Annotated in this window: 22 protein-coding genes; 15 read left to right on the forward strand and 7 right to left on the reverse strand. The window is 65.8% G+C overall.

From position 1 onward, the window contains the following. Window positions 1-107: 107 nt before the first annotated feature. Window positions 108-527, reverse strand: coding sequence for a PaaI family thioesterase (locus QJT82_RS05020; RefSeq protein ID WP_028338654.1), 420 nt, complete (start codon window positions 525-527; stop codon window positions 108-110). A gap of 72 nt (window positions 528-599) precedes the next feature. Beyond that, entirely contained in the window at window positions 600-1691 is a 1092-nt protein-coding gene (gene mutY / locus QJT82_RS05025; protein ID WP_028338653.1) for an A/G-specific adenine glycosylase, read from the reverse strand. Window positions 1692-1833: 142 nt separating this feature from the next. On the opposite strand from mutY, the gene QJT82_RS05030 reads away from it, so the two are divergent. The 8 genes from QJT82_RS05030 to QJT82_RS05065 all read left to right on the forward strand — a co-directional run bounded on the left by QJT82_RS05030 (window position 1834) and on the right by QJT82_RS05065 (window position 11701). Next, a complete protein-coding gene (locus QJT82_RS05030; protein ID WP_028338652.1) occupies window positions 1834-2313 on the forward strand; it encodes a DciA family protein in 480 nt (159 codons plus the stop codon). A 123-nt stretch (window positions 2314-2436) separates the two neighbouring features. Next, window positions 2437-3093: a DsbA family protein gene (locus tag QJT82_RS05035; protein WP_028338651.1), complete on the forward strand. Its 657-nt coding sequence runs from the start codon at window positions 2437-2439 to the stop codon at window positions 3091-3093. Window positions 3094-3428: 335 nt separating this feature from the next. Further along, window positions 3429-6893 (forward strand): chromosome segregation protein SMC, encoded by a 3465-nt coding sequence (gene smc / locus QJT82_RS05040; RefSeq protein WP_028338650.1) that lies wholly within the window; start codon window positions 3429-3431, stop codon window positions 6891-6893. 151 nt (window positions 6894-7044) lie between these two features. Beyond that, window positions 7045-8040: a small ribosomal subunit Rsm22 family protein gene (locus QJT82_RS05045; protein ID WP_028338649.1), complete on the forward strand. Its 996-nt coding sequence runs from the start codon at window positions 7045-7047 to the stop codon at window positions 8038-8040. 215 nt (window positions 8041-8255) lie between these two features. Further along, window positions 8256-8816 (forward strand): LemA family protein, encoded by a 561-nt coding sequence (locus tag QJT82_RS05050; RefSeq protein WP_028338648.1) that lies wholly within the window; start codon window positions 8256-8258, stop codon window positions 8814-8816. Between the two features lie 34 nt (window positions 8817-8850). Beyond that, complete coding sequence (locus QJT82_RS05055) at window positions 8851-10065, forward strand: M48 family metallopeptidase (RefSeq protein ID WP_028338647.1); 1215 nt, start codon at window positions 8851-8853, stop codon at window positions 10063-10065. A 163-nt stretch (window positions 10066-10228) separates the two neighbouring features. Continuing rightward, entirely contained in the window at window positions 10229-10972 is a 744-nt protein-coding gene (locus QJT82_RS05060; RefSeq protein ID WP_028338646.1) for a hypothetical protein, read from the forward strand. 60 nt (window positions 10973-11032) lie between these two features. Next, complete coding sequence (locus tag QJT82_RS05065) at window positions 11033-11701, forward strand: hypothetical protein (protein ID WP_028338645.1); 669 nt, start codon at window positions 11033-11035, stop codon at window positions 11699-11701. 149 nt (window positions 11702-11850) lie between these two features. On the opposite strand, the gene QJT82_RS05070 is transcribed toward QJT82_RS05065, so the two are convergent. Continuing rightward, window positions 11851-12390 (reverse strand): adenine phosphoribosyltransferase, encoded by a 540-nt coding sequence (locus tag QJT82_RS05070; protein ID WP_018273383.1) that lies wholly within the window; start codon window positions 12388-12390, stop codon window positions 11851-11853. 14 nt (window positions 12391-12404) lie between these two features. After that, window positions 12405-14570 carry an anthranilate synthase component I gene (locus QJT82_RS05075; protein ID WP_028338644.1) on the reverse strand — a complete coding sequence of 722 codons (2166 nt, stop codon included), beginning with the start codon at window positions 14568-14570 and terminating at the stop codon, window positions 12405-12407. Between the two features lie 357 nt (window positions 14571-14927). Between QJT82_RS05075 and QJT82_RS05080 the strand changes: the two genes are divergently transcribed. Next, window positions 14928-15926, forward strand: a complete 999-nt coding sequence (locus QJT82_RS05080) for a VOC family protein (protein WP_028338643.1) — start codon at window positions 14928-14930, stop codon at window positions 15924-15926. 168 nt (window positions 15927-16094) lie between these two features. On the opposite strand, the gene QJT82_RS05085 is transcribed toward QJT82_RS05080, so the two are convergent. The 3 genes from QJT82_RS05085 to petA all read right to left on the reverse strand — a co-directional run bounded on the left by QJT82_RS05085 (window position 16095) and on the right by petA (window position 19628). Then, a complete protein-coding gene (locus QJT82_RS05085; protein ID WP_028338642.1) occupies window positions 16095-16769 on the reverse strand; it encodes a dienelactone hydrolase family protein in 675 nt (224 codons plus the stop codon). 183 nt (window positions 16770-16952) lie between these two features. Then, the gene (locus QJT82_RS05090) at window positions 16953-19025 is read right to left on the reverse strand and encodes a cytochrome c1 (RefSeq protein ID WP_028338641.1); all 2073 of its coding nucleotides are present in this window, start codon (window positions 19023-19025) and stop codon (window positions 16953-16955) included. A 72-nt stretch (window positions 19026-19097) separates the two neighbouring features. Then, entirely contained in the window at window positions 19098-19628 is a 531-nt protein-coding gene (gene petA / locus QJT82_RS05095) for a ubiquinol-cytochrome c reductase iron-sulfur subunit (protein ID WP_028338640.1), read from the reverse strand. 277 nt (window positions 19629-19905) lie between these two features. Here petA and QJT82_RS05100 point away from each other — a divergent pair, with 277 nt between their 5' ends. The 6 genes from QJT82_RS05100 (at window position 19906) to QJT82_RS05125 (ending at window position 23423) form a co-directional block, all read left to right on the forward strand. Beyond that, window positions 19906-20376, forward strand: a complete 471-nt coding sequence (locus QJT82_RS05100; RefSeq protein WP_028338639.1) for a tRNA (cytidine(34)-2'-O)-methyltransferase — start codon at window positions 19906-19908, stop codon at window positions 20374-20376. Window positions 20377-20386: 10 nt separating this feature from the next. Beyond that, complete coding sequence (gene queE, locus QJT82_RS05105) at window positions 20387-21019, forward strand: 7-carboxy-7-deazaguanine synthase (RefSeq protein WP_028338638.1); 633 nt, start codon at window positions 20387-20389, stop codon at window positions 21017-21019. Between the two features lie 27 nt (window positions 21020-21046). Then, complete coding sequence (locus QJT82_RS05110; protein ID WP_028338637.1) at window positions 21047-21412, forward strand: 6-carboxytetrahydropterin synthase; 366 nt, start codon at window positions 21047-21049, stop codon at window positions 21410-21412. Between the two features lie 2 nt (window positions 21413-21414). Further along, entirely contained in the window at window positions 21415-22311 is an 897-nt protein-coding gene (gene hemF, locus QJT82_RS05115; RefSeq protein WP_028338636.1) for an oxygen-dependent coproporphyrinogen oxidase, read from the forward strand. After that, on the forward strand, window positions 22302-23042 hold the full coding sequence (locus tag QJT82_RS05120) for an HAD family hydrolase (RefSeq protein WP_028338635.1): 741 nt from the start codon (window positions 22302-22304) through the stop codon (window positions 23040-23042). The genes hemF and QJT82_RS05120 overlap by 10 nt, the downstream gene beginning before the upstream one ends. A gap of 114 nt (window positions 23043-23156) precedes the next feature. Continuing rightward, a complete protein-coding gene (locus QJT82_RS05125) occupies window positions 23157-23423 on the forward strand; it encodes a DUF2158 domain-containing protein (protein ID WP_028338634.1) in 267 nt (88 codons plus the stop codon). The last annotated feature ends 33 nt before the right edge of the window (window positions 23424-23456 follow it).

The following is a 23456-nucleotide window of genomic DNA, read 5'->3' on the forward strand; positions in this document are numbered from 1 at the left end:
TGAAAGCAGAGAATCATTCGACTCACCGTTCCGCAAACGGAAACGCCTCAAATCACATAGATTCACAGCCTCTCAGGGTGACGGATCGGGCTGGTGCGCAAGCCGCGCTATCGCAACGCCCGCGCAGCTTCCACCAAGCGGATGCTGCTGCTCGCGGTCGCGAGCAGCGTGCCGTCGGCGGCGGTCAGCCTCCCCTCGACAAAGGCGATGGTCTTGCCGAGCTGGGTCACCGTGGCCTCGCCGGTGATCGGTCCGGGCTTTGCCGGCGCCAGGAAATTCACGGTCATCGTGATGGTCGTGGTGAAGAGCCGGCCCTCGGTCATCACGAACACCGCCGGCCCCATCGTGTCGTCGAGCATTGCCGAGAGCATGCCGCCCTGGATGAAGCCGGCCGGATTGCAAAACTCCTGCTTGCCGTCGAAGGCCATTTTGATCCAGCCCTCCCGCGGACGTGCGTCAACGAGACGCCAGCCGAGCAATTTGGCGACTGATGGCATCGGGATGTGGTCGAGCGCGGTTGCGATCATGGCGGGCCTCCGTTGTGGCGGAGGTGATAGCCGAACGCTGCTGCCAGCATGGTGTCAGCAGAAGAACACGCGTCAGAGATCGAGCCCATGCGCGATGACCTTGCGCATCACGTTCGGAAACGCCTCGCCGTCCAGCGTCGCCACCGGCACCCAGCGCATGCCCTCCGGCGCGCGGCTCCGCGGCGGAACGCTGGCGGTATAGACGACGAGTTCGAGGGGGAAGTGCGTGAACACGTGACTGACGACGCCCGCCTTGCGGTGCCAGCGCATGACGCCTTTCAGTTCCGGCGCCTGTGCCAGTGCCGCCGCATCGTCCTGCCCGGCAAGCCATTGCGACCCCGGCACCTCGGTCATGCCGCCGAGCAGGCCTTTTTCCGCGCGCGAGCGCACCAGGAGCTCGCCGCCCCGCGTCACCACGAAGGCCGCGCCGCGGCGCAAGATGCCGCTCTTCTTCGGCGCCTTGCGCGGGAACGCTTCCTGGTCGCCGCGCGTGCGCGCCGCGCAGTCGTCGTTCAGCGGACACAATGCGCAGGCCGGCTTCTTCGGCGTGCAGATCGTGGCGCCCAAATCCATCAGCGCCTGAGCACTGTCGCCGGCGCGGGACGGACCGAGCAATGTCGCCGCCATCTCCTTGATCAGCGGCTTGGCCTGCGGCAGCGCCTCCTCGATAGCATAGAGCCGACTGACCACGCGCTCGATGTTGCCGTCCACCGGCATGGTGCGGCGGTCGAAGGCGATGGCGGCGATCGCGGCCGCGGTGTACGGCCCGATGCCGGGCAGCGCGCGCAGGCCGCCCTCGGTGTCCGGAAACACCCCGCCATGGTTGCCCATCACCGCGACCGCGCAGGCGTGCAAATTGCGCGCCCGCGAATAATAGCCGAGCCCGGCCCACATCCTTAAGACGTCGTCGAGCGAGGCACGCCCAAGCGCGGTCACGTCGGGCCAGCGCGACACGAATTTCTCGAAATACGGCCCGACCGCCCGCACCGTGGTTTGCTGCAGCATGATCTCCGACAACCAGACGCGGTACGGATCGGCCCGCTCCCCCGCCACCGCGCGCCACGGCAGCGTCCGACGATGCCGGTCATACCAGGCGAGCAGCCGCGCCGGGCGGTCGGCCTGCTGATCGGTCGATTTGATTTTGGCGGCCGCGCGAGAACTCATGAACGTATCTTAAGCCACATCTCGCCATGTCATGCCCGGGCTTGACCCGGGCATCCACGTCTTTCTTCGCCCGGCACGGAAAACGCCGCCACAATGATGAACACGGTTTCAGCCACATCACCACCACTGCTATAACCCTCCCATGTCCAAACCTGGCCCGATCAGCGCCAAGCCCCTGTCGATCCTGCTCAGCGACGTCTTCACCGACGCCTATGCCAAGCAGGGCTTTGCCGCGCGCGAATTGGTGACGCGCTGGACCGAGATCGCGGGCGAGCGGATCGCCGCCTATTGCGAGCCGCTGAAGATGCAGTGGCCGCGACCGGTGGAGGGAAAGCCGCAGGAGCCGGCGACGCTGGTGCTGCGGGTCGAAGGCCCGATGGCGCTGGAGATCCAGCACTCCTCCGACGTCATCCTGGAACGGGTGAACCGCTTCTTCGGCTGGCATGCGGTCGGCCGCCTGACCATCCGGCAGGCGCCGCTGTCGCGCCGCAGCCGCCCGGTACGGCCGCGCCCGCCGGACGCCAAAACCGTGGCCCGGGAGGCGGCCAACCTCGCGGCCGTCGAGGACGACGATCTGCGCGCGGCGCTGGCCCGTTTGGGTGCCTCGATCAAGCGAAATTGACGCTTTTCGGCAGGCCGGCCGCGAGACCGCGGCATTGCCACAATGGCCGTTTCAAGCTAGCGAAGGCTTCCTTTTTCGGGACCCCTTCATTGTGGCGTGAATGCGCCAATCCGGGAGCTGACCTTGATCATCACGCGCCGCGCTTTCACCACCGCTCTCTCGCTGACCGGGCTCGCCGCCCTCGCCGGCCTGTCGCCGCTGCGCCTGATCACCGACGCGTTCGCGCAGACCGCCGCCGAGGTCGCCAAGCCGCAGTCGCTGCCGGACATGGGGCTCGGCCCGCAGGACGCCAAGGTGACGATCGTCGAATACGCCTCGATGACCTGCCCGCATTGCGCCAATTTCAACGAGACCGTGTTCCCGAAGATCAAGTCGACCTACATCGACCCCGGCAAGGTCCGTTACGTGTTCCGCGAATTCCCGCTCGACATCAAGGCCGCCGCCGGCTCGATGCTGGCGCGCTGCATCGCCAAGGACGACGCGCCGAAGTATTTTGCCGTGATCGACCTGTTGTTCCGCCAGCAGAACGACTGGGTGGTGAAGAACACCACCGAGACGCTGACGCGGATCGGCAAGCAGGCCGGCCTCACCCAGCAGCAGGTCGAGGACTGCCTGAAGGATCAGAAGCTGCTCGACAAGATCGCGGCCGACCAGAAATACGCCAACGAGGTGCTGAAGGTGAACTCGACGCCGACCTTCTTCGTCAACGGCGAAATGCTGAAGGGCGAGACCTCGTTCGAGGAGTTCAGCAAGCACATCGATCCGCTGCTGAAGAGCTGATTGCGCGTCGTTGAGCCTGACGTCGTCGTGCCCCGCTTTTGAGTCGGGGCACGATAATTGTGGATGATTTGCGATCACGGCATGCGGCCGTCGCATTATTTCGTTGTTGAAAACCTGATTCGCGTGATGCGAATCTCCGAGGACATGCAGAGGCCACAAAACCCCTGCAAATCCCTTGGGAAAAGCTTGGTCAAGCGGTTGCCCTGACGCACGGGCATCGCCATTGTCGCCGCTCATGAGAGCTGCACGCAGCAACTCACCCACACACCGACATTGCCTTCCATGGTATTGTCACGGCAGGGAGATTCGCGCCCGGCCAAACGAGATTTGTGTACATGAAGCTCACGCGCCTCCGCCTGCACGGTTTCAAGTCGTTCGTTGAACCCACCGATTTCATGATCGAGCCGGGCCTGACCGGCGTCGTCGGACCGAACGGCTGCGGCAAATCCAATCTCGTCGAAGCGCTGCGCTGGGCGATGGGTGAGACCTCGCACAAGTCGCTGCGTGCCGCCGACATGGATGCGGTGATCTTCGCCGGTTCGGGCAACCGTCCGGCGCGCAACCACGCCGAAGTCGTGATGACGATCGACAATTCCGATCGCTCGGCGCCGGCCGCGGTGAACGACAGCCAGCACTTGGAAATCTCTCGCCGCATCGAGCGCGAGGCCGGCTCGGTCTACCGCATCAACGGCCGCGACGTCCGCGCCCGCGACGTGCAGATCCTGTTCGCCGACGCCGCCACCGGCGCGCGTTCGCCGGCGCTGGTCCACCAGGGCAAGATCGGCGAGATCATCCAGGCCAAGCCCGAGCAGCGCCGCCGCGTGCTGGAAGACGCCGCCGGCGTGGCGGGCCTGCATGCCCGCCGTCACGAGGCGGAACTGCGGCTCAAGGCGGCCGAAACCAATCTCACCCGCGTCGAGGACGTGATCGGCCAGCTCACCGGCCAGATGGAAGGCCTGAAGAAGCAGGCGCGCCAGGCGATCCGCTACCGCGAAGTCGCGGCCAAGGTGCGTAAGTCCGAGGCGATGCTGTTCCATCTGCGCTGGATCGAGGCCAATGCCGACGTCAACGACGCCGCGCAGACCCATGATATCTCCGTGCGCGAGATGGCCGAGCGCACCCGCGAGCAGGCCGAATCCGCCCGCATCCAGGCGATCCGCGCCGCCGAATTGCCGGCGCTGCGCGATGCCGAGGCGCGCGCCGCCGCCGGCCTGCAGCGACTGACCAACACGCGCGAGATGCTCGACCGCGAGGAGCAGCGCGCCAAGGAGCGCGTCGGCGAGCTCGATCGCCGCCTCACCCAGTTCGCCCAGGACATCGCGCGCGAGCAGCAGCAGACCTCGGATGCCGACATCGCGCTGCATCGGCTCGACACCGAAGACGCCGAGCTCAAGGAAGAGATCAAGTCGCGCGTCGAGAAGCGCTCCGGCGTCGACGAGCGCGTCGCCGAGGCCGAAGAGATCCTGGCCGCGACCGAACGCCAATTCTCGGAGCTGACCACGCAGCTCGCCGATCTCACCGCCAAGCGCAACCAGCTCGAAGCCGGCGTGCGTACGCATCGCGAGCGGCTGGCCCGGCTCGATCAGGAGATCGCCAACGTCCAGGCCGAGGAAACCAAGCTCGCGCAGGAGACCGGCAATCTCGGCGACATCGACGCGCTCGCCGCCGCCATGGAGATGGCGCAGCAGACGCTTGCCGAGTCCGAGGCCGCCGTGCAGACCAGCGAGGCGCATCACGCCGCCGCGCGGCAGACGCTGGAAGCCTCGCGCAATCCGCTCACCGAAGCCGAGAAGCGCGTGCAGCGGCTGGAGACCGAAGCCCGCACCATCTCCAAGCTCGTCACCAGCGAGACCAAGAACCTGTGGCCGCCGATCATCGACGGCATCACCGTCGCCAAGGGCTATGAGAAGGCGATCGGCGCGGTGCTCGGCGACGACCTCGATGCGCCGGTGGATTCCTCCGCGCCGATGCGCTGGACCAATATCGGCGTGGCCGGCGAAGATCCGGCGCTACCCGATGGCGTCGAGCGGCTGGCCGACCATGTCCAGGCGCCGCCGGAACTGGCACGCCGCCTGGCCCAGATCGGCGTCATCGCCAAGGAACGCGGCGCCGCGCTGGTGTCGCAGCTGAAGACCGGCCAGCGGCTGGTGTCGCTCGAAGGCGACGTCTGGCGCTGGGACGGCTTTGTCGCCGACGCGCATGCGCCGACCGGCGCCGCCCGCCGCCTCGCCGAGCGCGCCCGCCTGGTCGACATCGAGCACGAGCTGGAACAGGCCCGCATCGACGCCGCCGCCAAGCGCCAGGCGCTGGAGACGGCCGAAGAAGAATTGCGCTCGGCGTCCGCCGCCGAGGGCGCCTCGCGCGAAGCCGTGCGCGCCACCCGCCGCGAGGCCGACGCCGCGCGCGAACGCCATGCCGCCACCGAGCGCGAGATCAACCGCCACGCGGCGCGCAAATCGGCGCTGACCGAGGCGCACAGCCGCGTCGCCGCCGACCGCGCCGAGGCCGAAGCCGCGCATGAGAGCGCGGCTGCCGCGCTCGCCGAACTGCCGCCGGGCGTCGAGACCGAGGCCCAGCTCGCGGCGGTTCGCGCCGAGATCGACAATCAGCGCCGTGCCGCGGCGCAAGTCCGCGCCGAGGCGCAGGCGCTCGCCCGCGAGGCCGAGCTCGCCGACCGCCGCGTGCAGGCGATCGTTGCCGAGCGCAATGAGTGGCAGAACCGCAAGACCAGCGCCGCTTCGCAGGTCGAGACCGTCGAGGCGCGCATCGCCGAAGTGTCGGCCGAGCGCGAGGAACTCGCCAATGCGCCGGAAGTGTTCGCCGAGAAGCGCAGCGCGCTGATCACGGAGATCGAGCACGCCGAGGGCGATCGCCGCATCGCCGCCGACGCGCTGGCGACCGCGGAAGCCGCGATGGCGGAAACCGATCGCCTCGCCAAGGCCTCGCTCGAAGCGCTCTCCTCGTCCCGCGAAGCCACCGCGCGCGCCGAGGAGCGCATGGAAGGCACCCGCCGCCGCCTCTCCGACATCGAGCGCGAGATCCACGACATGCTCGAGGTCGAGCCCAGCGCGGTCGTCGGCATGGCCGAGATCGAGCCCGGGCAGGAGCTGCCGCCGGTCGCGCAGGTCGAGGAAGAGCTCGAAAAACTGCGCCGCGACCGCGAGCGGCTTGGCGCCGTCAATTTGCGCGCCGAGGAAGAGCTCAAGGAAGTCGAGACCCAGCACACCGCGCTGACAACCGAACGCGACGATCTCGTCGAAGCGATCAAGCGGCTGCGGCAGGGCATCCAGAGCCTCAACCGCGAAGCACGCGAGCGCCTGCTGACCTCGTTCGAGACCGTCAACAACCACTTCAAGCGGCTGTTCACCGAGCTGTTCGGCGGCGGCGAGGCCGCACTGCATCTGATCGAGAGCGACGATCCGCTCGAGGCCGGCCTCGAGATCATCGCCAAGCCGCCCGGCAAGAAGCCGCAGACGCTCTCGCTGCTCTCGGGCGGTGAGCAGGCGCTGACGGCGCTCGCGCTGATCTTCGCGGTGTTCCTGACCAACCCGTCGCCGATCTGCGTGCTGGACGAGGTCGACGCGCCGCTCGACGACCACAACGTCGAACGGTTCTGCACCCTGCTGAACGAGATGACCGGCTCGACCGAGACACGCTTCATCATCATCACGCACAATCCGATCACGATGGCGCGGATGAACCGGCTGTTCGGCGTCACCATGGCCGAGCGCGGCGTGTCGCAGCTGGTGTCGGTCGACCTGCAGGGCGCGGTGGACATCCTCGACCAGAACGTGGCGTAGGCGTAGCACCTGCGCGTCGACGTCATTTCGTGATACCTGCGCCTACGCATCGTCATTGCGAGGAGCGATAGCGACGAAGCAATCCATACCTCAGCACGCGGCGCTATGGATTGCTTCGCTCCGCTCGCAATGACGTGGGATAGTCCGTCACATGACTTCGCCCGATCTCCCCGCCGAACTCAGAGCAGCCCTCAACGCCCGCCTCGAAGGCCTGTCGCGCAGCGACGCCGCCGGCCGCGCGGCGGTGATCTCGCAGACCTATCGCGAAGGCGGCGGCTCCTCGACGATCAGGACCGCGACCGATGCGCTGGCCTATGCGTTGGCGCGGATGCCGGCGACCTATGCCGCCGTGGTGGCGAGCCTCAATGCGCTGACGGAGATCAGGCCGGACTTCGCGCCGGCACGCCTGCTCGATGTCGGTGCCGGTCCGGGCACCGCGACCTGGGCCGCTGCGGAGGCGTTCACGTCGCTGCGGGAATTCAGCCTGCTCGACGCCAACAGCGCGCTGCGGTCATTGGCCGAGGAGCTGTTTCACGGCAGCATTCGCCTGCACGACACCAGCTACGAACTCGGCCAGGCGCGTGCGCTGCTCGACAAGGCCGAAGCTGCCGACCTCGTCGTCGCCAGCTACATGATCGGCGAATTGAGCGAAGCCGAGCGCGCGGCACTGGCCGATGCGCTGTGGGCGAAGACCGGCGACACGCTGCTGGTCGTCGAGCCCGGCACGCCCGCCGGCTATGCGCGGATCATCGCATTGCGCGCACGCCTGATCGCCGCCGGGGCGCATGTCGTGGCACCCTGCCCGCATGACGGCGGCTGTCCGCTGGTCGCGCCGGACTGGTGCCACTTCTCGCAGCGCCTGCAGCGCTCCCGCGCGCACAAGCAGGTCAAGGGCGCCGAGCTACCCTTCGAGGACGAGCGCTTCGCCTATGTCGCGCTGAGCCGCGCGCGCGTTGAGAACAGGCCATCGCGCGTGCTGGCGCAGCCGGACGTCGGCAAGGTCGAGGTTGCGGCCAAGCTGTGCACGCCCGAGGGCGTATCGGTTGCGAGGATCCCGCGTCGCTCCAGGGCCGAATACGCAAGCGCCCGGCGCTGGCGCTGGGGCGATGCGGTATCTCGTCGTCCCGGCGAAAGCCGGGACCTATAACCACCGAGGTTTGTTGTGAGTGAAGCCGTCGCCGCTTGTGCCCCTTCCGCGGGCCGCGGCGTATGGGTCCCGGCTTTCGCCGGGACGACGGAATATATTGAACCGATGTCGGCCAACCTTCGACTAACGCTTGCCCACCTTTCCGCGGCGGGCTGCCCTGCGCCCCGATCTTGGGCTACGGTGCCGCCGTCTCGTCCATCAGGAGCTGCCCCGTCATGTCGACCAGCTGGATCGTTATCGGCGTCATCGTGCTTCTCGTGCTGTTTGCGTTCGGCGCCTACAACCGCCTCGTGGCGCTCAGCCAGCGGGTCGGACAGGCCTTTGCCGACATCGACGTGCAACTCAAGCAGCGCCACGACCTAATCCCGAATCTGGTCGAGACCGTGAAGGGCTACGCGGCGCATGAGCGCGGCACGCTCGACGACGTCATCAAGGCGCGCAATTCGGCAATGTCGGCGCAGGGCCCAGCCCAGGTCTCGGCGGCGGAGAACCAGCTCTCCGGCGCGCTCGGCCGGCTGATCGCGCTGTCGGAGGCCTATCCGGACCTCAAGGCCAACGCCAATTTCCAGCAGCTTGCCTCCGAGCTTTCCGATCTCGAGAACAAGATCGCCGCCAGCCGCCGCTTCTTCAACAACGCGGTCCAGGAATACAACACCGGCATCCAGCAGATGCCGGCCGCGCTGTTCGCCGGCATGTTCGGCTTCACCCGCAAGGATTTCTTCGACCTCGGCACTAGCCGCACGGAGGTCGAGGCGGCGCCCAGCGTGAAGTTCTGAGGCGCAACGCGCGCCGGCGAGAGGCTGCTCCGTCATGGCCGCCTATGGTCTCTACACGCATATCGCATCGAACAAGTTTCGTTCGATGCTGCTGCTTGCCGGCCTGTTCCTGCTGATCTACGTGCTGGTCTATGCCGGCGCACTGGTCGCGGAGGTGATGATCGATAGCGGCCGCACCGTCGACTATTACCTGACGCGGGCCTTGCGCGACCTGGTCTCGGCCTTGCCGTGGGCGACGATCGCGGCGGTGGCCTGGATCGCGATCGCCTATTTCTTCCACCAGAAGATGATCGACGCCGTCACCGGCGGCGAGAGCGTGACGCGGCAGCAAGAGCCGCGGCTCTACAACCTGCTGGAAAATCTCTGCATCTCGCGCGGCATCCCGATGCCGAAGCTGAAGGTGATGGACAGCCCGGCGCTGAATGCGTTCGCGACCGGATTGAACCGGAGCCAATACGCCATCACGGTCACCACCGGCCTGTTGAACGCGCTGAACGATAAGGAGATCGAGGCCGTGCTCGGCCACGAGCTCACCCATATCAAGAACGGCGACGTACAGCTGATGGTGATCGCCGTGATCATCGCCGGCGTGGTCGGCTTCTTCGGCGAGCTGTTCTTCCGCCTGTTCACAAACCTGTCGTGGAATTCGAGCGGCGGCGGTGGCGGCTGGTCGTCATCCTCACGATCGTCGTCATCCTCGTCGGACCGCGACAGCAAGGGCTCGGGTGGCGGCGCGATCATCGTGATCATCATCGCGGTCGCGTTGATCGTGCTGGCCTGGCTGCTGTCGCAGGTGGTCAAGCTCGCACTGTCGCGCTCGCGCGAATTCCTCGCCGATGCCGGATCGGTCGAGCTGACCAAGAACCCCGATGCGATGATCTCGGCGCTGCGCAAGATCGAGAACCGCGGCGAGCTGCCGGACGCCACCTCGGCCGTGATGGAACTCTGCGTCGACAACCCGCGCGAGGGGTTTGCCGACCTGTTCGCCACCCATCCCTCGGTGAAGTCCCGGGTCGATGCCCTGGTGAAATACGCCGGCGGCCACGATCCCGGACCGCTGGCGCTGCCGGACGAGACGGAGCCGCAGGATGAGCCGTCCGCGGCGGGCGACCGGCCTCCGCCAGCGACCCATGGCCCGTGGGGCGACAAGCCGCGTGCACCGGCGAACAATCCGCCAGCGCTGCCGGGCAACAACCCCACGCAGGGACCATTGGGTCCTCTCCAGGGCCCTTGGGGACGACACCGCTAATCGCGCCCTAGCCTACTCAGTCCATTAAGGAAATTCCCACCAAACCGATCGTGGGCGCCTTAAGGAATTGAATTCTCCCTCGTTTCTGCCATGTTCGCGCCCAAAGCAGTGTGGGGACTTGCCGATCGCCATCGCGGTCGGGAGCGCGCTTTAAGGGACTTCCATGGCAAAGCCGGTTGTGATCGTGGTGGGCGCCGACAAGGGCGGGGTCGGCAAGACCACCGTTTCGCGGACGCTCCTGGACTATTTCAGTGCCAACAACGTGCAGACCCGGGCGTTCGACACCGAATCGCCGCGCGGCACGCTGAAGCGCTTCCATCCTGACATCACCGAGATCGTCGACATGACGACGACCGCGGACCAGATGAAGATCTTCGATACGCTGAACTCGGGGCCCTCGGTCACCGTGATCGACGTCCGCGCCGGCCTGTTGTCGCCCGCGCTGGCCTCGCTGCGCGATATCGGCTTCCTCGACGCGGCGCGCTCCGGCCAGATCACCTTCGCCGTGTTCCATATCCTCGGCCCGTCGATCGCCTCGCTGGACGAGATCGCCGAAACCGCCAACTTCATGAGCGGCGCGAAGTATTTCCTGGTGAAGAACTTCATCAACGACACCCAGTTCTTCCAGTGGGACCAGGCGACCTACAATTCCTACTTCCATCGCATCAAGGACGCGACCGACCTCACGATCCCCAAGCTCAACGAAATGGCCTATGAGCAGGTCGAGGTCTCCTCGGTTCCGTTCCTGAAATTTGTCGCCAACAAGGGCAAGGAAGACGAGGCCGCGAACTACTCCTTCGTGCTGCGCGGCTATGTCCGGCACTGGCTCGCCAATGTCTGGAGCGAGTTCGACCGGATCAAGCTGACCGACTTGGTCGGCGCCAAGTCGGCCAAAGGCGAAAAATAGTCGGACCTTCGACCTTGATGGGGCTGGATTAGGCGAAAATTTGGCCTGATATAGCGGGCGATGTCGTCCACGCCTGTTTACATCATCTGCTCGCCCCGCCCGCAGGTCGGCAAGACGCTGATTGCGCGGCTGCTCGGCGAATTCCTGTTGCTCAAGAACGGCGACGTGGTCTGCTACGACATCAATCTGAAGGAGCCGTCGCTGCTCGACTACCTGCCGCGGATCACCGAAACCGCTGACGTGATCGACACCTACGGCAAGATGCAGCTGATGGACCGCGTCATCGCCAATGACGGCATCGGCAAGGTGATCGACCTCGGCTACCACGCCTTCGACGAATTCTTCAGAATGTGCGACGAGATCGGGCTGATGAAGGAGGCGCTGCGTCGCCGCGTCGCGCCGATCATCCTGTACGTCGCCGATACCGACCGCGCCTCGGTGCGCGCCTACCAGACGCTGCACGGCATGATCCCGCCGAATGCGCTGATCGTCATCGACAACGAGTTCGTGGTGCGCGGCGAGTTGCCGCCTGCCATGACCGCCAGCCGGGTGCTGCGCTTCCGCGCGCTGCCGGTGTTCCTGAAGACCTATATCGACCGGTTGAACTTCTCCTTCACCGGCTATCTGCGCCAGGAAAAGGATTCATCGACCGAGCTGCATCAATGGATCCGGCGGAATTACACCACGTTCCGCGATCTTGAATTGAGCGTGCTGTTGCAGAGGTCGTAACTGTCGTCCCGGCCAAGCGAAGCGCGAGGCGGGACCCATAACCACCGCAGTGCGTTTGGTGAAGGCTGGGGCTGCAGCGGTCTTCATAACCACTATTGGTGGTTATGGGTCCCGGCCTTCGCCGGGACGACTATGTGGAGAGAGTGGCGCTAATGCCCCTCGAACGCCATCAGCGTGCGCACCGGAACGTCCATCGCGCGCAGCTTGGCGGCGCCGCCGAGATCGGGGAGGTCGACGATGAAGCAGGCCGCGACCACATTGGCGCCGATCTGGCGCAGCAGCTTCACCGCGCCCTCCGCAGTGCCGCCGGTCGCGATCAGATCGTCGACCAGGATCACGCGCTCGCCCGGCTGCACGGCGTCGGCATGCATCTCCATCTCGTCGATGCCGTATTCCAGCGAGTAGGCGATCCGCACCGTGGTGTGCGGAAGCTTGCCCTTCTTGCGGATCGGCACGAAGCCGGCGGAGAGTTGATGCGCCACCGCGCCGCCGAGGATGAAGCCGCGGGCCTCGATGCCCGCGACCTTGTCCACCTTCGCCCCCGCCCAGGGATGCACCAGCTCGTCGACGGCCCGGCGGAAGGCCCTGGCATCCGCGAGCAGCGTCGTGATGTCGCGAAACAGGATGCCCTTCTTCGGGTAGTCCGGGATGGTACGAACGGTCGCCTTGATGTCGTGGTCGAAGGTCATTGGTCTCGCAATCCTCAATTGGCCGGCGGATTAAGCCGGAATGCATTCTCGACAATGCGCAGGCCGACCTCGTTGCCGAGCGACATCAGCGATTCCGGATGGAATTGCACGCCGCCGACCGGCAGGGTCTTGTGCTCGATCACCATCGCGACGCCGTCTTCGGTGGTCGCGGTCACCGCCAGCACCTCGGGCACGCTGTCGCGCTCGACAAACAGCGAGTGGTAGCGGCCGATCACGATCTCATTGGGCAGGTTCCGCATCAGCCGGCCGCCGCGCACCTGGACGCGCGACGGACGGCCATGCGCGGGCTGACCGAGCTGGCCGAGCTGGCCGCCGAAATACTCGCCGATCGCCTGCACGCCGAGGCAGACGCCGAAGATCGGCAGCTTCTTTTCCAGCGCGGTATCGATGGTTTTCGCGATGCCGAAATCCTCCGGCCGACCCGGTCCGGGCGACAGCACCAGCAGGTCCCAGCCCTTCTTCTTGAGCATGTCCTGGGCATGGATATGCCTGACCACGGTGACGTTGGCACCGACCTGGCGGAAGTAATCGGCCAGCATGTGCACGAAGCTGTCGTCGTGATCGATCAAGAGCACGTTCTTGCCGGAACCGGTGGCGTCGGGCGCGAAATCCGACAGCGGCTTCGGCGGATCGCCGCGCAACGCCTGGAACAGCGCCGCGGCCTTGACCTGGCACTCGCGGTCCTCGGCGGCGGGATCGGAGTCAAACAGGCAGGTCGCGCCGACGCGCACCTCGGCGAGACCGTCTTTCATGCGGATGGTGCGGATGGTGAGCCCGGTGTTGATGCTGCCGTCGAAATTGACGCAGCCGATCGCGCCGGCATACCAGCGCCGCGGCGACCGCTCGTGATCCTCGACGAACTGCATCGCCCACAGTTTCGGCGCGCCGGTCACGGTGACCGCCCAGGCATGGGTCAGGAAGGCGTCGAGCGAATCGAAGCCCGGCCGCAGCATGCCCTCGACGTGATCGACGGTGTGGAACAGCTTTGAGTAGGTCTCGATCTGACGCCGCGCCAGCACCTTGATGGTGCCGGGCACGCAGACGCGCGCCTTGTCGTTGCGGTCGACGTCGGTGCACATATTGAGCTCGAACTCGTCCTTCTCCGAGTTCAACAGCTTGCGGATCTGCTCGGCATCGCCGATCGAGTCCGAGCCGCGCGCGATGGTGCCCGAGATCGGGCAGGTCTCGACCCGGCGGCCGTCGGAGCGCACGAACATCTCCGGCGACGCGGAGACCAGGAATTCGCCGTCGCCGAGATTCATCAGCGCGCCATAGGGCGACGGGTTGATGCGGCAGAGCCGCTGGAACACTTCCGCCGGCGAGCGCTCGCAGGGCTCGGCAAACAGCTGCCCGGGCACCGCCTCGAACAGGTCGCCGCGGGCAAACGCCGCGCGCGCGACCTCGACAGTCGCCTGATATTCGCCGGGCGCGTGATCGGCAAAGCCCTGCCGGCCGTTCCTGGCGTAGAGGCTCGGTGCGGTCTCCTGCGGCAGGCCCGCGGTGAATTTGCCCTTCCACGCGAACTCGTAAGTGAGCGCCACGCCGCGGCCGGTGGCGCGGTCATAGGCCAGCAGCCGGTCCGGCACGTAGAGCACGATGTCGCGCTGGTCGGCCTCGCGGGCGCGCTTCTGCACGAGGTCCTCGATCTGGAACACGAGGTCGTAGGCGAAGGCGCCGAACAGGCCGAGCAGCGGATCGGCATTGGAGGTGAACGCCGCCACCATGTCGCGCACCAGCGACATCACGCTGGCGCGGCGGGTGCGCTGGTCTTCTTCGACCGGCGCGGCGCCGCGGATAATTTGGCCGGCGAGCCGCGTTGGAGTCCGCTCCGATATCACGACGCAGGCATCGCGCAGCACGTCGCCGAGGAAGGCGATCAACACCTCGCCGCGCGGGTTCAGCGCCTGCAACGAGAAGTTGGTGCCTGATGTCTCCAGCACCAGCGGCGGATCGGCGAAGCCGAGGTCAAAGCTCTCGTAGCGGCCCGGTACCGTCGTGCCTGAGGACAGCACCACGCCGCGGCGGCGGTCCAGCAGCGCGATCAAATCGTCGAGGCGGTTGGCGCCGCCGGTGAACTGCTCGACCACGCGCGCGACCGCAAGGCCGCCATTGGTCAGATATTCGCTCTTGGCCGGCAGGGAGAAGACTGTCCTGTTCATGTGATCCTCTTACGAGACTTGCCGGGAGAGCGCCACACAGGACAAACGAAGGGCAAATAAACTAACCATCGGTCGCACTGCGATGGCGACCTTCGACGTTTGTGAAAAAAGAAAACGCACCGGCCACCTATGAGAAGGTGGGCCACCAACGACGGGATGGGCTGGCAACGGTGCTCATGGCACGTTACTCACCACCGGGCGCGGGCCGTGTCAAGAGTTGGCCCGGCACCCCTGCCCCAAGGCGGGACGCCCCCTGGACGGCATTTTCGGGGTTTGAAGGGGCAAGAAACCGCGTAGCATTTGACGAAATGGCGGCCGGCCGGCCGCCCAAAAAACGGACAGATGGCGGAGGCGCAGATGGCGATTTTGGGTCTCGGATATGCCGGCTTCGGCTCCGACGCGCTCGACGACTGGCGGCAGTTCGGCACTGGCCTCGTCGGGCTGCAGGCGGTCGAGCGCGGCAACTCGTTGCTCGCGTTCCGGATGGACGACCGCAAGCAGCGCATCGTGATCGACCGCGCCCAGGGCGAAGGCACCCGGTTCTTCGGCTGGGAGGTGGCTGACCGTGCGGCCCTCGACGCGCTGGCGGCACGGCTGGAACGTGCCGGCGTCGCCGTAACCGCGGAGCCGCAGGCGCTCGCTGACGCGAGGCGGGTGCGCGGCCTGATCTCGTTTCGCGACCCCGCCGGCAACCGTCTCGAGGCGTTTCACGGCGCCGAGATCGACGACACGCCGTTCAGGCCGGGGCGCTCGATCTCCGGCTTCCGCACCGGGCCGCTCGGCCTCGGCCACGCGGTGCTGACGGTCGAGCACATCGCCCCGGTGATGAGCTTCTATGTCGACGTGCTCGGTTTCGGCTTAAGCGACTACATCGAAAAACCGTTCCGCGCCTATTTCTTCCACGTCAACGCCCGCCACCACTCGCTGGCGCTGATCGAGACCGGCACGAACGGCATGCATCATCTGATGGTGGAGCTGTTCTCGCTCGACGATGTCGGCCAAGCCTATGATGTCGCCCAGCAGGAAGACCGGGTCAACGTCACGCTCGGCCGTCACACCAATGATCTGATGACGTCGTTCTACGCCAGGTCGCCGTCCGCCTTCATGGTCGAGTGCGGCTGGGGCGGCCGCGAGATCGATCCGGCGAACTGGACACCGTTCGAGATGCATGACGGCCCGAGCCTGTGGGGCCACGAGCGGGTCTGGCTGTCGCCGGAGGACCGCGCCGTCGCGCGCGAGATGCGAATGCGCGCCGCCGCCGAGGGCAAGCGCGCACCGGTGCAGGTGATGGAAGGCAATTTCGGGCTGATGTCGGGGACCTGCCCGTGGTGGGACGGGGTGAAGGCGGAGAGCTAGATCTCGCCGTCGTCCCTGCCTAGTGCGCAATTGCGCACGGGAGCAGGGACCCATAACCACAGGGCGTAGTTATTTTGGCGAGATGACTGCCCGAGTGCCTATTACGACGGCCGCGGCGTATGGGTCCCTGCTTTCGCAGGGACGACACAACGTGTGCGCGTCGTACCTCTACCCCAGATGCTTCTTGAAGAAGTCCGTGGCGCGGCCCCAGGCGAGTTCGGCGGCCTCGCGGTCGTGCACCGACTGGCGCTGCTCGTTGACGAAGGCGTGCTCGGCGTCATAGCGGAACAGCTCGAGCGACTTGCCGGCAGTCTTCATCGCCTTCTCGAAATTGCTGACGAGCTCCGGCGTGCACCAGTCGTCCTTGTTGGCGAAATGCGCCTGCAGCGGAATCCTGACGTCGGCGGGCTTGGCGGCCTGCTCCGGCGGGATGCCGTAGAACACGACGCCCGCGGTCAATTCCGGCACATGCACCGAACCGACGATGGTCACCGCGCCGCCGAGACAGAAGCCGGTCAGGCCGACCTTGGCGCCGTTCTTGGCGAGATACTGCGCGGCGCCGCGCACCGTCTGCGTGGTGGCGTCCATGAAATCGAGCGAGTTCATCTCTTTGCCCGCGGCATCGGTGTCGTGATACGGCACCACCTTGCCCTTGTAGAGATCGGGCGCCAGCGCATCGAAGCCGGCCACCGCGAAACGGTCGCACAGGCCCTTGATCTGGTCCGACAGGCCCCACCATTCCTGGATCACGACGACGCCGGGCGCGTTGCCGCGCGCCGCATTGGCGAGATAGCCCGACGCTTCCTTGCCGTCCGGACGCTTGAAGCTGATGCTGGTACCCATGAGTTCCTCCGCAATGTTTGCCGGCTGATTGGCCGGCATCTTGTCCGCACTCGGCGGCCGACGCAATTGACGACACTGTCATTCCGGGTTCGATGCTACCGCGTCACCCCGGAATGACGGAGAGATTGCAAACAAAAAAGCCCCCGAAGGGGCTTTTTCAAAGTCGCTATACCGTACCCGAGATCAGTGGGCGTTGGCCCAGACCTTGCGCTTGGTGAAGTACATCAGGAAGGCGAAGACGACCAGGAAGAAGAACACCTGCATGCCGATCCGCTTGCGCTCCTCCATGTGCGGCTCGGCGGCCCACATCAGGAACGTGGTGACGTCATGCGCGTACTGCTTGACCGTCGCCGGCGAACCGTCGTCGAAGGTCACCTGACCATCGGTCAGCGGCTTCGGCATCTTGATGGCGTGGCCGGGGAAGTACTTGTTGTAGTAGGATCCCTCCGGGATCGTGACGCCTGCCGGAGCCTTGTCCTCGAAGCCCTGCAGGATGGCGTCGACGTAATCAGGTCCCTGCTCCTGGTACTGGGTGAAGAAGTCGATCGCGAACTGCGGGAAGCCGCGCTTGTAGGACCGCGCCTTGGTGATCAGCGAGAGGTCGGGCGGCGCCGCGCCGCCATTGGCCGCGCGCGCGGCCTGCTCGTTCGGGAACGGCGACGGGAAGTAATCCGCCGGACGGCCCGGACGCTCGAACATCTCGCCCTGGTCGTTCGGACCGTCCTTGATCTTGTACTCGGACGCGAACGCCGCCGCCTGCGCCGGCGAATAGCCGGGGCCGCCGGGATCGGCGAGGTTGCGGAACGCGACATAGGACAGGCCGTGACAGGCGGCACAGACTTCCTTGTAGACCTTCAAGCCGCGCTGCAGCGAGCCACGGTCATAGGTGCCGAAAGGACCGGAGAACGACCACTTCTGGGCCGGCGGCGCGTTGCCACCCTCCTCGGCCTTGGCGTTCTGGGAGCCGCCGACGAGTAGGCTGCCGGCCACCACCATCGCGAGCATCACAGAGGCCGCGGTCGCGGCCCTGCCCTTGCTCTTCGCCAGCACGTCGTCGGCGATCGAGTTCGGCACCGGACGCGGGGTCTCGATGCGGGCGAGCAGCGGCAGCACGATCAGGAAGTAGGCGAAGTAGCAGACCGTCAGGATGCGGCCGGCGATTACATAGATGCCTTCCGGCGGCTGCGAGCCGAGGTAGCCGAGCAGGATGCAGACCACCACGAAGATCCAGAAGAACTGCTTGGCCAGCGGACGATACTTCGACGAACGGGTCCGTGCGCTGTCGAGCCAGGGCAGGAAGCACAGGATGATGATCGCCGAGAACATCGCCACGACACCGGCGAGCTTGTTCGGGATCGAACGCAGGATCGCGTAGAACGGCAGGTAGTACCATTCAGGCACGATGTGCGCCGGCGTCACGCCCGGGTTCGCCGGGATGTAGTTGTCGGCGTCGCCGAGATAGTTCGGCATGTAGAAGATGAACCAGGCGAAGAAGATCAGGAAGCAGGACACGCCGAACATGTCCTTGATCGTCGCATACGGCGTGAACGCAACGGTGTCCTTCTCGGTCTTGGCCTCGACGCCGGCCGGGTTGTTCTGACCCGCGACGTGCAGCGCCCAGACGTGCAGCACGACCACGCCGGCGATCACGAACGGCAGCAGATAGTGCAGCGAGAAGAAGCGGTTCAGCGTCGGGTTGCCGACCGAATAGCCGCCCCACAGCAGGGTCACGATGCTCTCGCCGAAATAGGGCACGGCCGAGAACAGATTGGTGATGACGGTGGCGCCCCAGAAGCTCATCTGGCCCCACGGCAGCACGTAGCCCATGAAGCCCGTCGCCATCATCAGGAGGTAGATGATGACGCCGAGGATCCACAGCACCTCACGCGGCTCCTTGTACGACCCGTAATAGAGGCCGCGGAACATATGGATGTAGACGGCGAAGAAGAACATCGACGCGCCGCACGCATGCATGTTGCGCAGCAGCCAGCCGTAGTTGACGTCGCGGACGATCAGCTCGACCGACTTGAAGGCGAGGTCGGCGTGCGGCGTGTAGTGCATCGCCAGGATCACGCCGGTCAGGATCTGCAGCGCCAGCATCATCGAAAGGATGGCGCCGAAGGTCCACCAATAGTTCAGGTTGCGGGGCGTCGGATAGGCCACGAACGAGGAGTGGATCAGGCCGAAGATCGGAAGGCGCCGTTCGATCCACTTCAAGGCGGGGTTGCTCGGTTGGAAATCAGATGGTCCGCTCATTGATGCGATCCTGAAGAAGAAAAACGACGCGATGGGTCCAAGTGGAAGCCGAAATCCCGGAGGGGCCGGGACTTAGCCGATCTGGATTTTGGTGTCGGAAAGGAAGGCGTAGGGCGGCACCGCCAGGTTGGCGGGCGCCGGCCCCTGGCGGATACGACCGGAGGAGTCGTACTGCGAGCCATGGCAGGGGCAGAAGAAGCCGTCGTAATTGCCTTCATGGGCGATCGGGATGCAGCCGAGATGGGTGCAGATGCCAATCACAACCAGCCACTGGTCGTGGCCGGCCTTGACGCGGGCCGAGTCGGGCTGCGGATCGGGCAGGCTCGAGAGCGCCACGCTCTGGGCCTCCTGGATCTGCTTCTTGGTGCGATGGCTGATGTAGATCGGCTTGCCGCGCCAGAAGACCTTGACGTCCTGGCCCTCGGCGATCGGCGTCAGATCGACCTCGATCGGCGCGCCGGCCGCGATCGTCGCGGCATCCGGGTTCATCTGGGCAACCAGCGGCCAGACGGTGGCGGCTGCGCCGACCGCGGCGGCAGCTCCGGTTGCAACAAAGAGAAAATCACGGCGTGTCGGATGGTCCGCCGAAGACGCTGTCGTCACGATTCCTAGCCCTTTCTTTTCTGCAGCCGGTGGAACCGCCCTGGAGACGCAGGACGCGCCCCAAGAAAGGCTGCCGGCGCCCGCGGCCCCCGCGGCGGCAGAAAACCGCTATTCCCCACCCCAAATGGCGGAACAGCAGTCCAGAATCGTTCTATTGGCACCCTTGCCGGACGAGCGCAAGCCCGCTATCGGCTCGCACACGTGCAATGCACGAAATCCGCGCCGAGCGATGTTTTATTGAGACAATTTCATCCGGATTTCACAGGCCGCCCGCACCATGCAGATCGCGCTGTTCCAGCCCGACATCCCCCAGAATACAGGGACGATTCTGCGCCTCTGCGCCTGCCTGGACGTGGCGGCCCATATCATCGAACCGGCGGGATTCGACACCTCGGATCGGAATTTCCGCCGGGCGGGTATGGACTATCTCGACCATGTGCGGTTGAAGCGTCACGACTCATGGTCGAAATTCGAGGAATGGCGGGCCGAGGCCGGATGCCGGCTGGTGCTGTTCACGACCAAGGCGGCGAAATCCTACCTTGATTTCGCGTATACGGCCTCCGATGTCCTGCTGTTCGGGCGCGAGACGGCAGGGGTGACCGCCGCGGTGGTGGCCGCAGCGGATGCGCGGCTGGTAATTCCGATCCGGCCGACCATGCGTTCGCTCAATGTGGCCGTCACGGCGGCCATGGCCGTCGGCGAGGCGCTGCGGCAGACCGGTTCAGGAATTGCCGGTTCGGCAACTTAAGGGATTTTTGGTGAGCTACGCGGTCAACGAGATCTTTCTCACCCTGCAGGGCGAAGGCGCCCATGCGGGCCGGGCCTCCGTGTTCTGCCGCTTCGCCGGCTGCAACCTCTGGAGCGGCCGCGAGCAGGACCGCGCCGGCGCCGTCTGCAAATTCTGCGACACCGATTTCGTCGGCACCGACGGCACGCTCGGCGGCCGTTATGCGACCGCGGAAGAGCTTGCCGGCACCATTGCCGCGCAATGGACCGGAGGCGAGGCCGACCGCTACGTCGTCCTGACCGGCGGCGAGCCGCTGCTGCAGGTCGACGCGGCCCTGATCGAGGCCCTGCACGACCACGGCTTTGCGATCGCGATCGAGACCAACGGCACCATCGCCCCGCCCGACGGGCTCGACTGGATCTGCGTCAGTCCCAAGGCTGCAGCCGAGCTCGTGGTGCGCAAGGGGCACGAGCTCAAACTGGTCTATCCGCAGGTGGAGAACACTCCGGAGGATTTCGCGGGCCTCGCCTTCGAGCGCTTCTCGCTGCAGCCGATGGACGGCCCCGACGTGATCGAGAATACCGAGCGGGCGATCGCCTATTGCCTGAAGCACCCGCAATGGCGCCTTAGCGTGCAGACGCACAAGACGCTCGGGATTAGATGAACTAACAGAATCGGATTGTTGAACGAGATGTGGGAATTGACGAAAGCGTTTCGGTTCGAGGCTGCGCATGCGCTGTCCGGAACGACATTTGGCACCGCCAGCGAGGAGATTCACGGCCACTCCTTCCGCGCCGAAGTCACGGTGCGCGGCACGCCCGACCCGAAAACCGGCATGGTGATCGATCTCGGCCTGCTCGAACGCGCGATGGCCGAGGTGCAGAAGACGCTCGACCATAAGTTCCTGAACAAGATCGAGGCGATCGGCGTGCCGACGCTGGAGAATCTGTCGCGCTTCATCTGGGAGCGGCTGCAACACGCAGGCAAGCTGAGCCGCGTCAGCGTCCATCGCGACAGCTGCAACGAGAGCTGCACCTACTTCGGCCCGCAAGGTTAGTCATGCTGCCAACAGACCCCGCCATCATCGAGGACCGCAAGGCGCGTGCGCGCGGCTGGTTCGAGGCGCTGCGCAACGACATCTGCGCGGCCTTCGAGAAGCTCGAGGACGACGCCCCATCCAGGCTTTATCCCGGCGCCGCCGGCCGGTTCGCGCGGACCCCCTGGGACCGCACCGACCACACCGGCAAGCCGGGCGGCGGCGGCGTGATGTCGATCATGAAGGGCCGGCTGTTCGAAAAGGTCGGCGTGCACTGCTCGACCGTGCACGGCGAGTTCGCGCCCGAATTCCGCGCGCAGATTCCAGGTGCCGCCGACGATCCACGATTTTGGGCCTCGGGCATTTCGCTGATCGCGCATTTGCGCAATCCGAACGTGCCTGCCGTGCACATGAACACCCGCTTCGTCGTCACCACCAAGGCCTGGTTCGGCGGCGGCGCCGACCTGACGCCGGTGCTGAACCGCAGGCGCACCCAGGAGGACCCCGACACGGTCGCCTTCCACGCCGCGATGAAGGAGGCGTGCAACGGGCCGAACGGCGTCGCCGACTACGACAAGTACAAGAAATGGTGCGATGACTATTTCTACCTGCCGCACCGCAAGGAAGCCCGCGGCATCGGCGGCATCTTCTATGACTGGCACGACAGCGGCGACTGGGAGGCCGATCTCGCCTTCACCCAGGACGTCGGGCGCAGCTTCCTGAAAATCTATCCCGACCTGGTGCGGCGCAATTTCGAGGCCGCCTGGAGCGCGGAGGATCGCGACGAGCAGCTGGTCCGCCGCGGTCGCTATGTCGAGTTCAACCTGCTCTATGATCGCGGCACCATCTTCGGCCTGAAGACCGGCGGCAATGTGGATTCGATCCTGTCGTCGCTGCCGCCGGAGGTGAAATGGCCGTGATGAACCTGCCGCGCGCGATGCTGATCGACATGGACGACACCATCCTGTCGGCCTATGGACGCCCCGAGATCGCCTGGAACACGATCACCACGGAGTTCGCCGCGGAGCTGGCGCCCCTGCCCCCGGATCAGGTCGCGACGGCGCTGTTGGCCTATGCGCGGCAATTCTGGTCAACCGCCGAGCCGATCTGGCGGATCAAGCTCGGCGAGGCGCGACGGCTCACCGTGAAGGGCGGCTTCGCGGCGCTTGCGGCGGCCGGTCACCGCGCGCTGCCGGACGATCTCGCCGACCGCATCGCCGATCGCTTCACCGCCTATCGCGAGGAGGAGATGTTCGTCTTCCCCGGCGCGCATGAAGCGATCGATGCCTTGAAGGCGCTCGGCATCAAGCTCGCGCTGGTCACCAACGGCGCCGCCGACATGCAGCGCGCCAAGGTCGAGCGCTTCGCGCTCGGCCATCGCTTCGATCACATCCAGATCGAGGGCGAGCACGGCTTCGGCAAGCCGGAGGAGCGCGCCTACCTGCACGCGATGGAAGCACTCGGCGTCACCGCATCCGACACCTGGATGATCGGCGACAATCTCGAGTGGGAAGTCGTGGCGCCGCAGCGGCTTGGCATCTATGCGATCTGGATGGACGTGCACGGTGTCGGGCTGCCGCCGGGATCGACCATCAAGCCCGACCGCATCATCCGCTCGCTGAGCGAACTGGTTCCTGCCGCGCGCAAATAGCGCATCGCGGCCGTTTTCCACGTCAATTCCATTCAAGCTGCCGCCGGCCGTGATTTGACTGTCATCACCGGTCGCTAGCCTGCCGTCCGCGTCATCCAGCGCGGAGGGAAAATCATGGAACTGAAACCAGGCGATGTCGTCATGCTGAAGTCCGGCGGCCATCCGATCACGGTCGTCGAAATCGACGAGGACAAGGTCGCGTGTCTGTGGATGGGCACGGACGGCGACCTGTTTCGCGAAACCTTGCCGCTCGTCGCACTCGAATCGACCGAGCTCGATCCGGAGGACGATGAAGAGGAAGACGACGAAGACGAGGACGACGAGGAAGAAGACGACGAGGACGAAGACGGCGACCGCAAGAAGAAGCGCAAGGCGGCGTGAGATCCGTTGGCGCGATGCTGACTGGCAGGCGCC

This window comes from Bradyrhizobium sp. Mp19, from assembly GCF_029952935.1.
Classification (GTDB): domain Bacteria; phylum Pseudomonadota; class Alphaproteobacteria; order Rhizobiales; family Xanthobacteraceae; genus Bradyrhizobium; species Bradyrhizobium elkanii.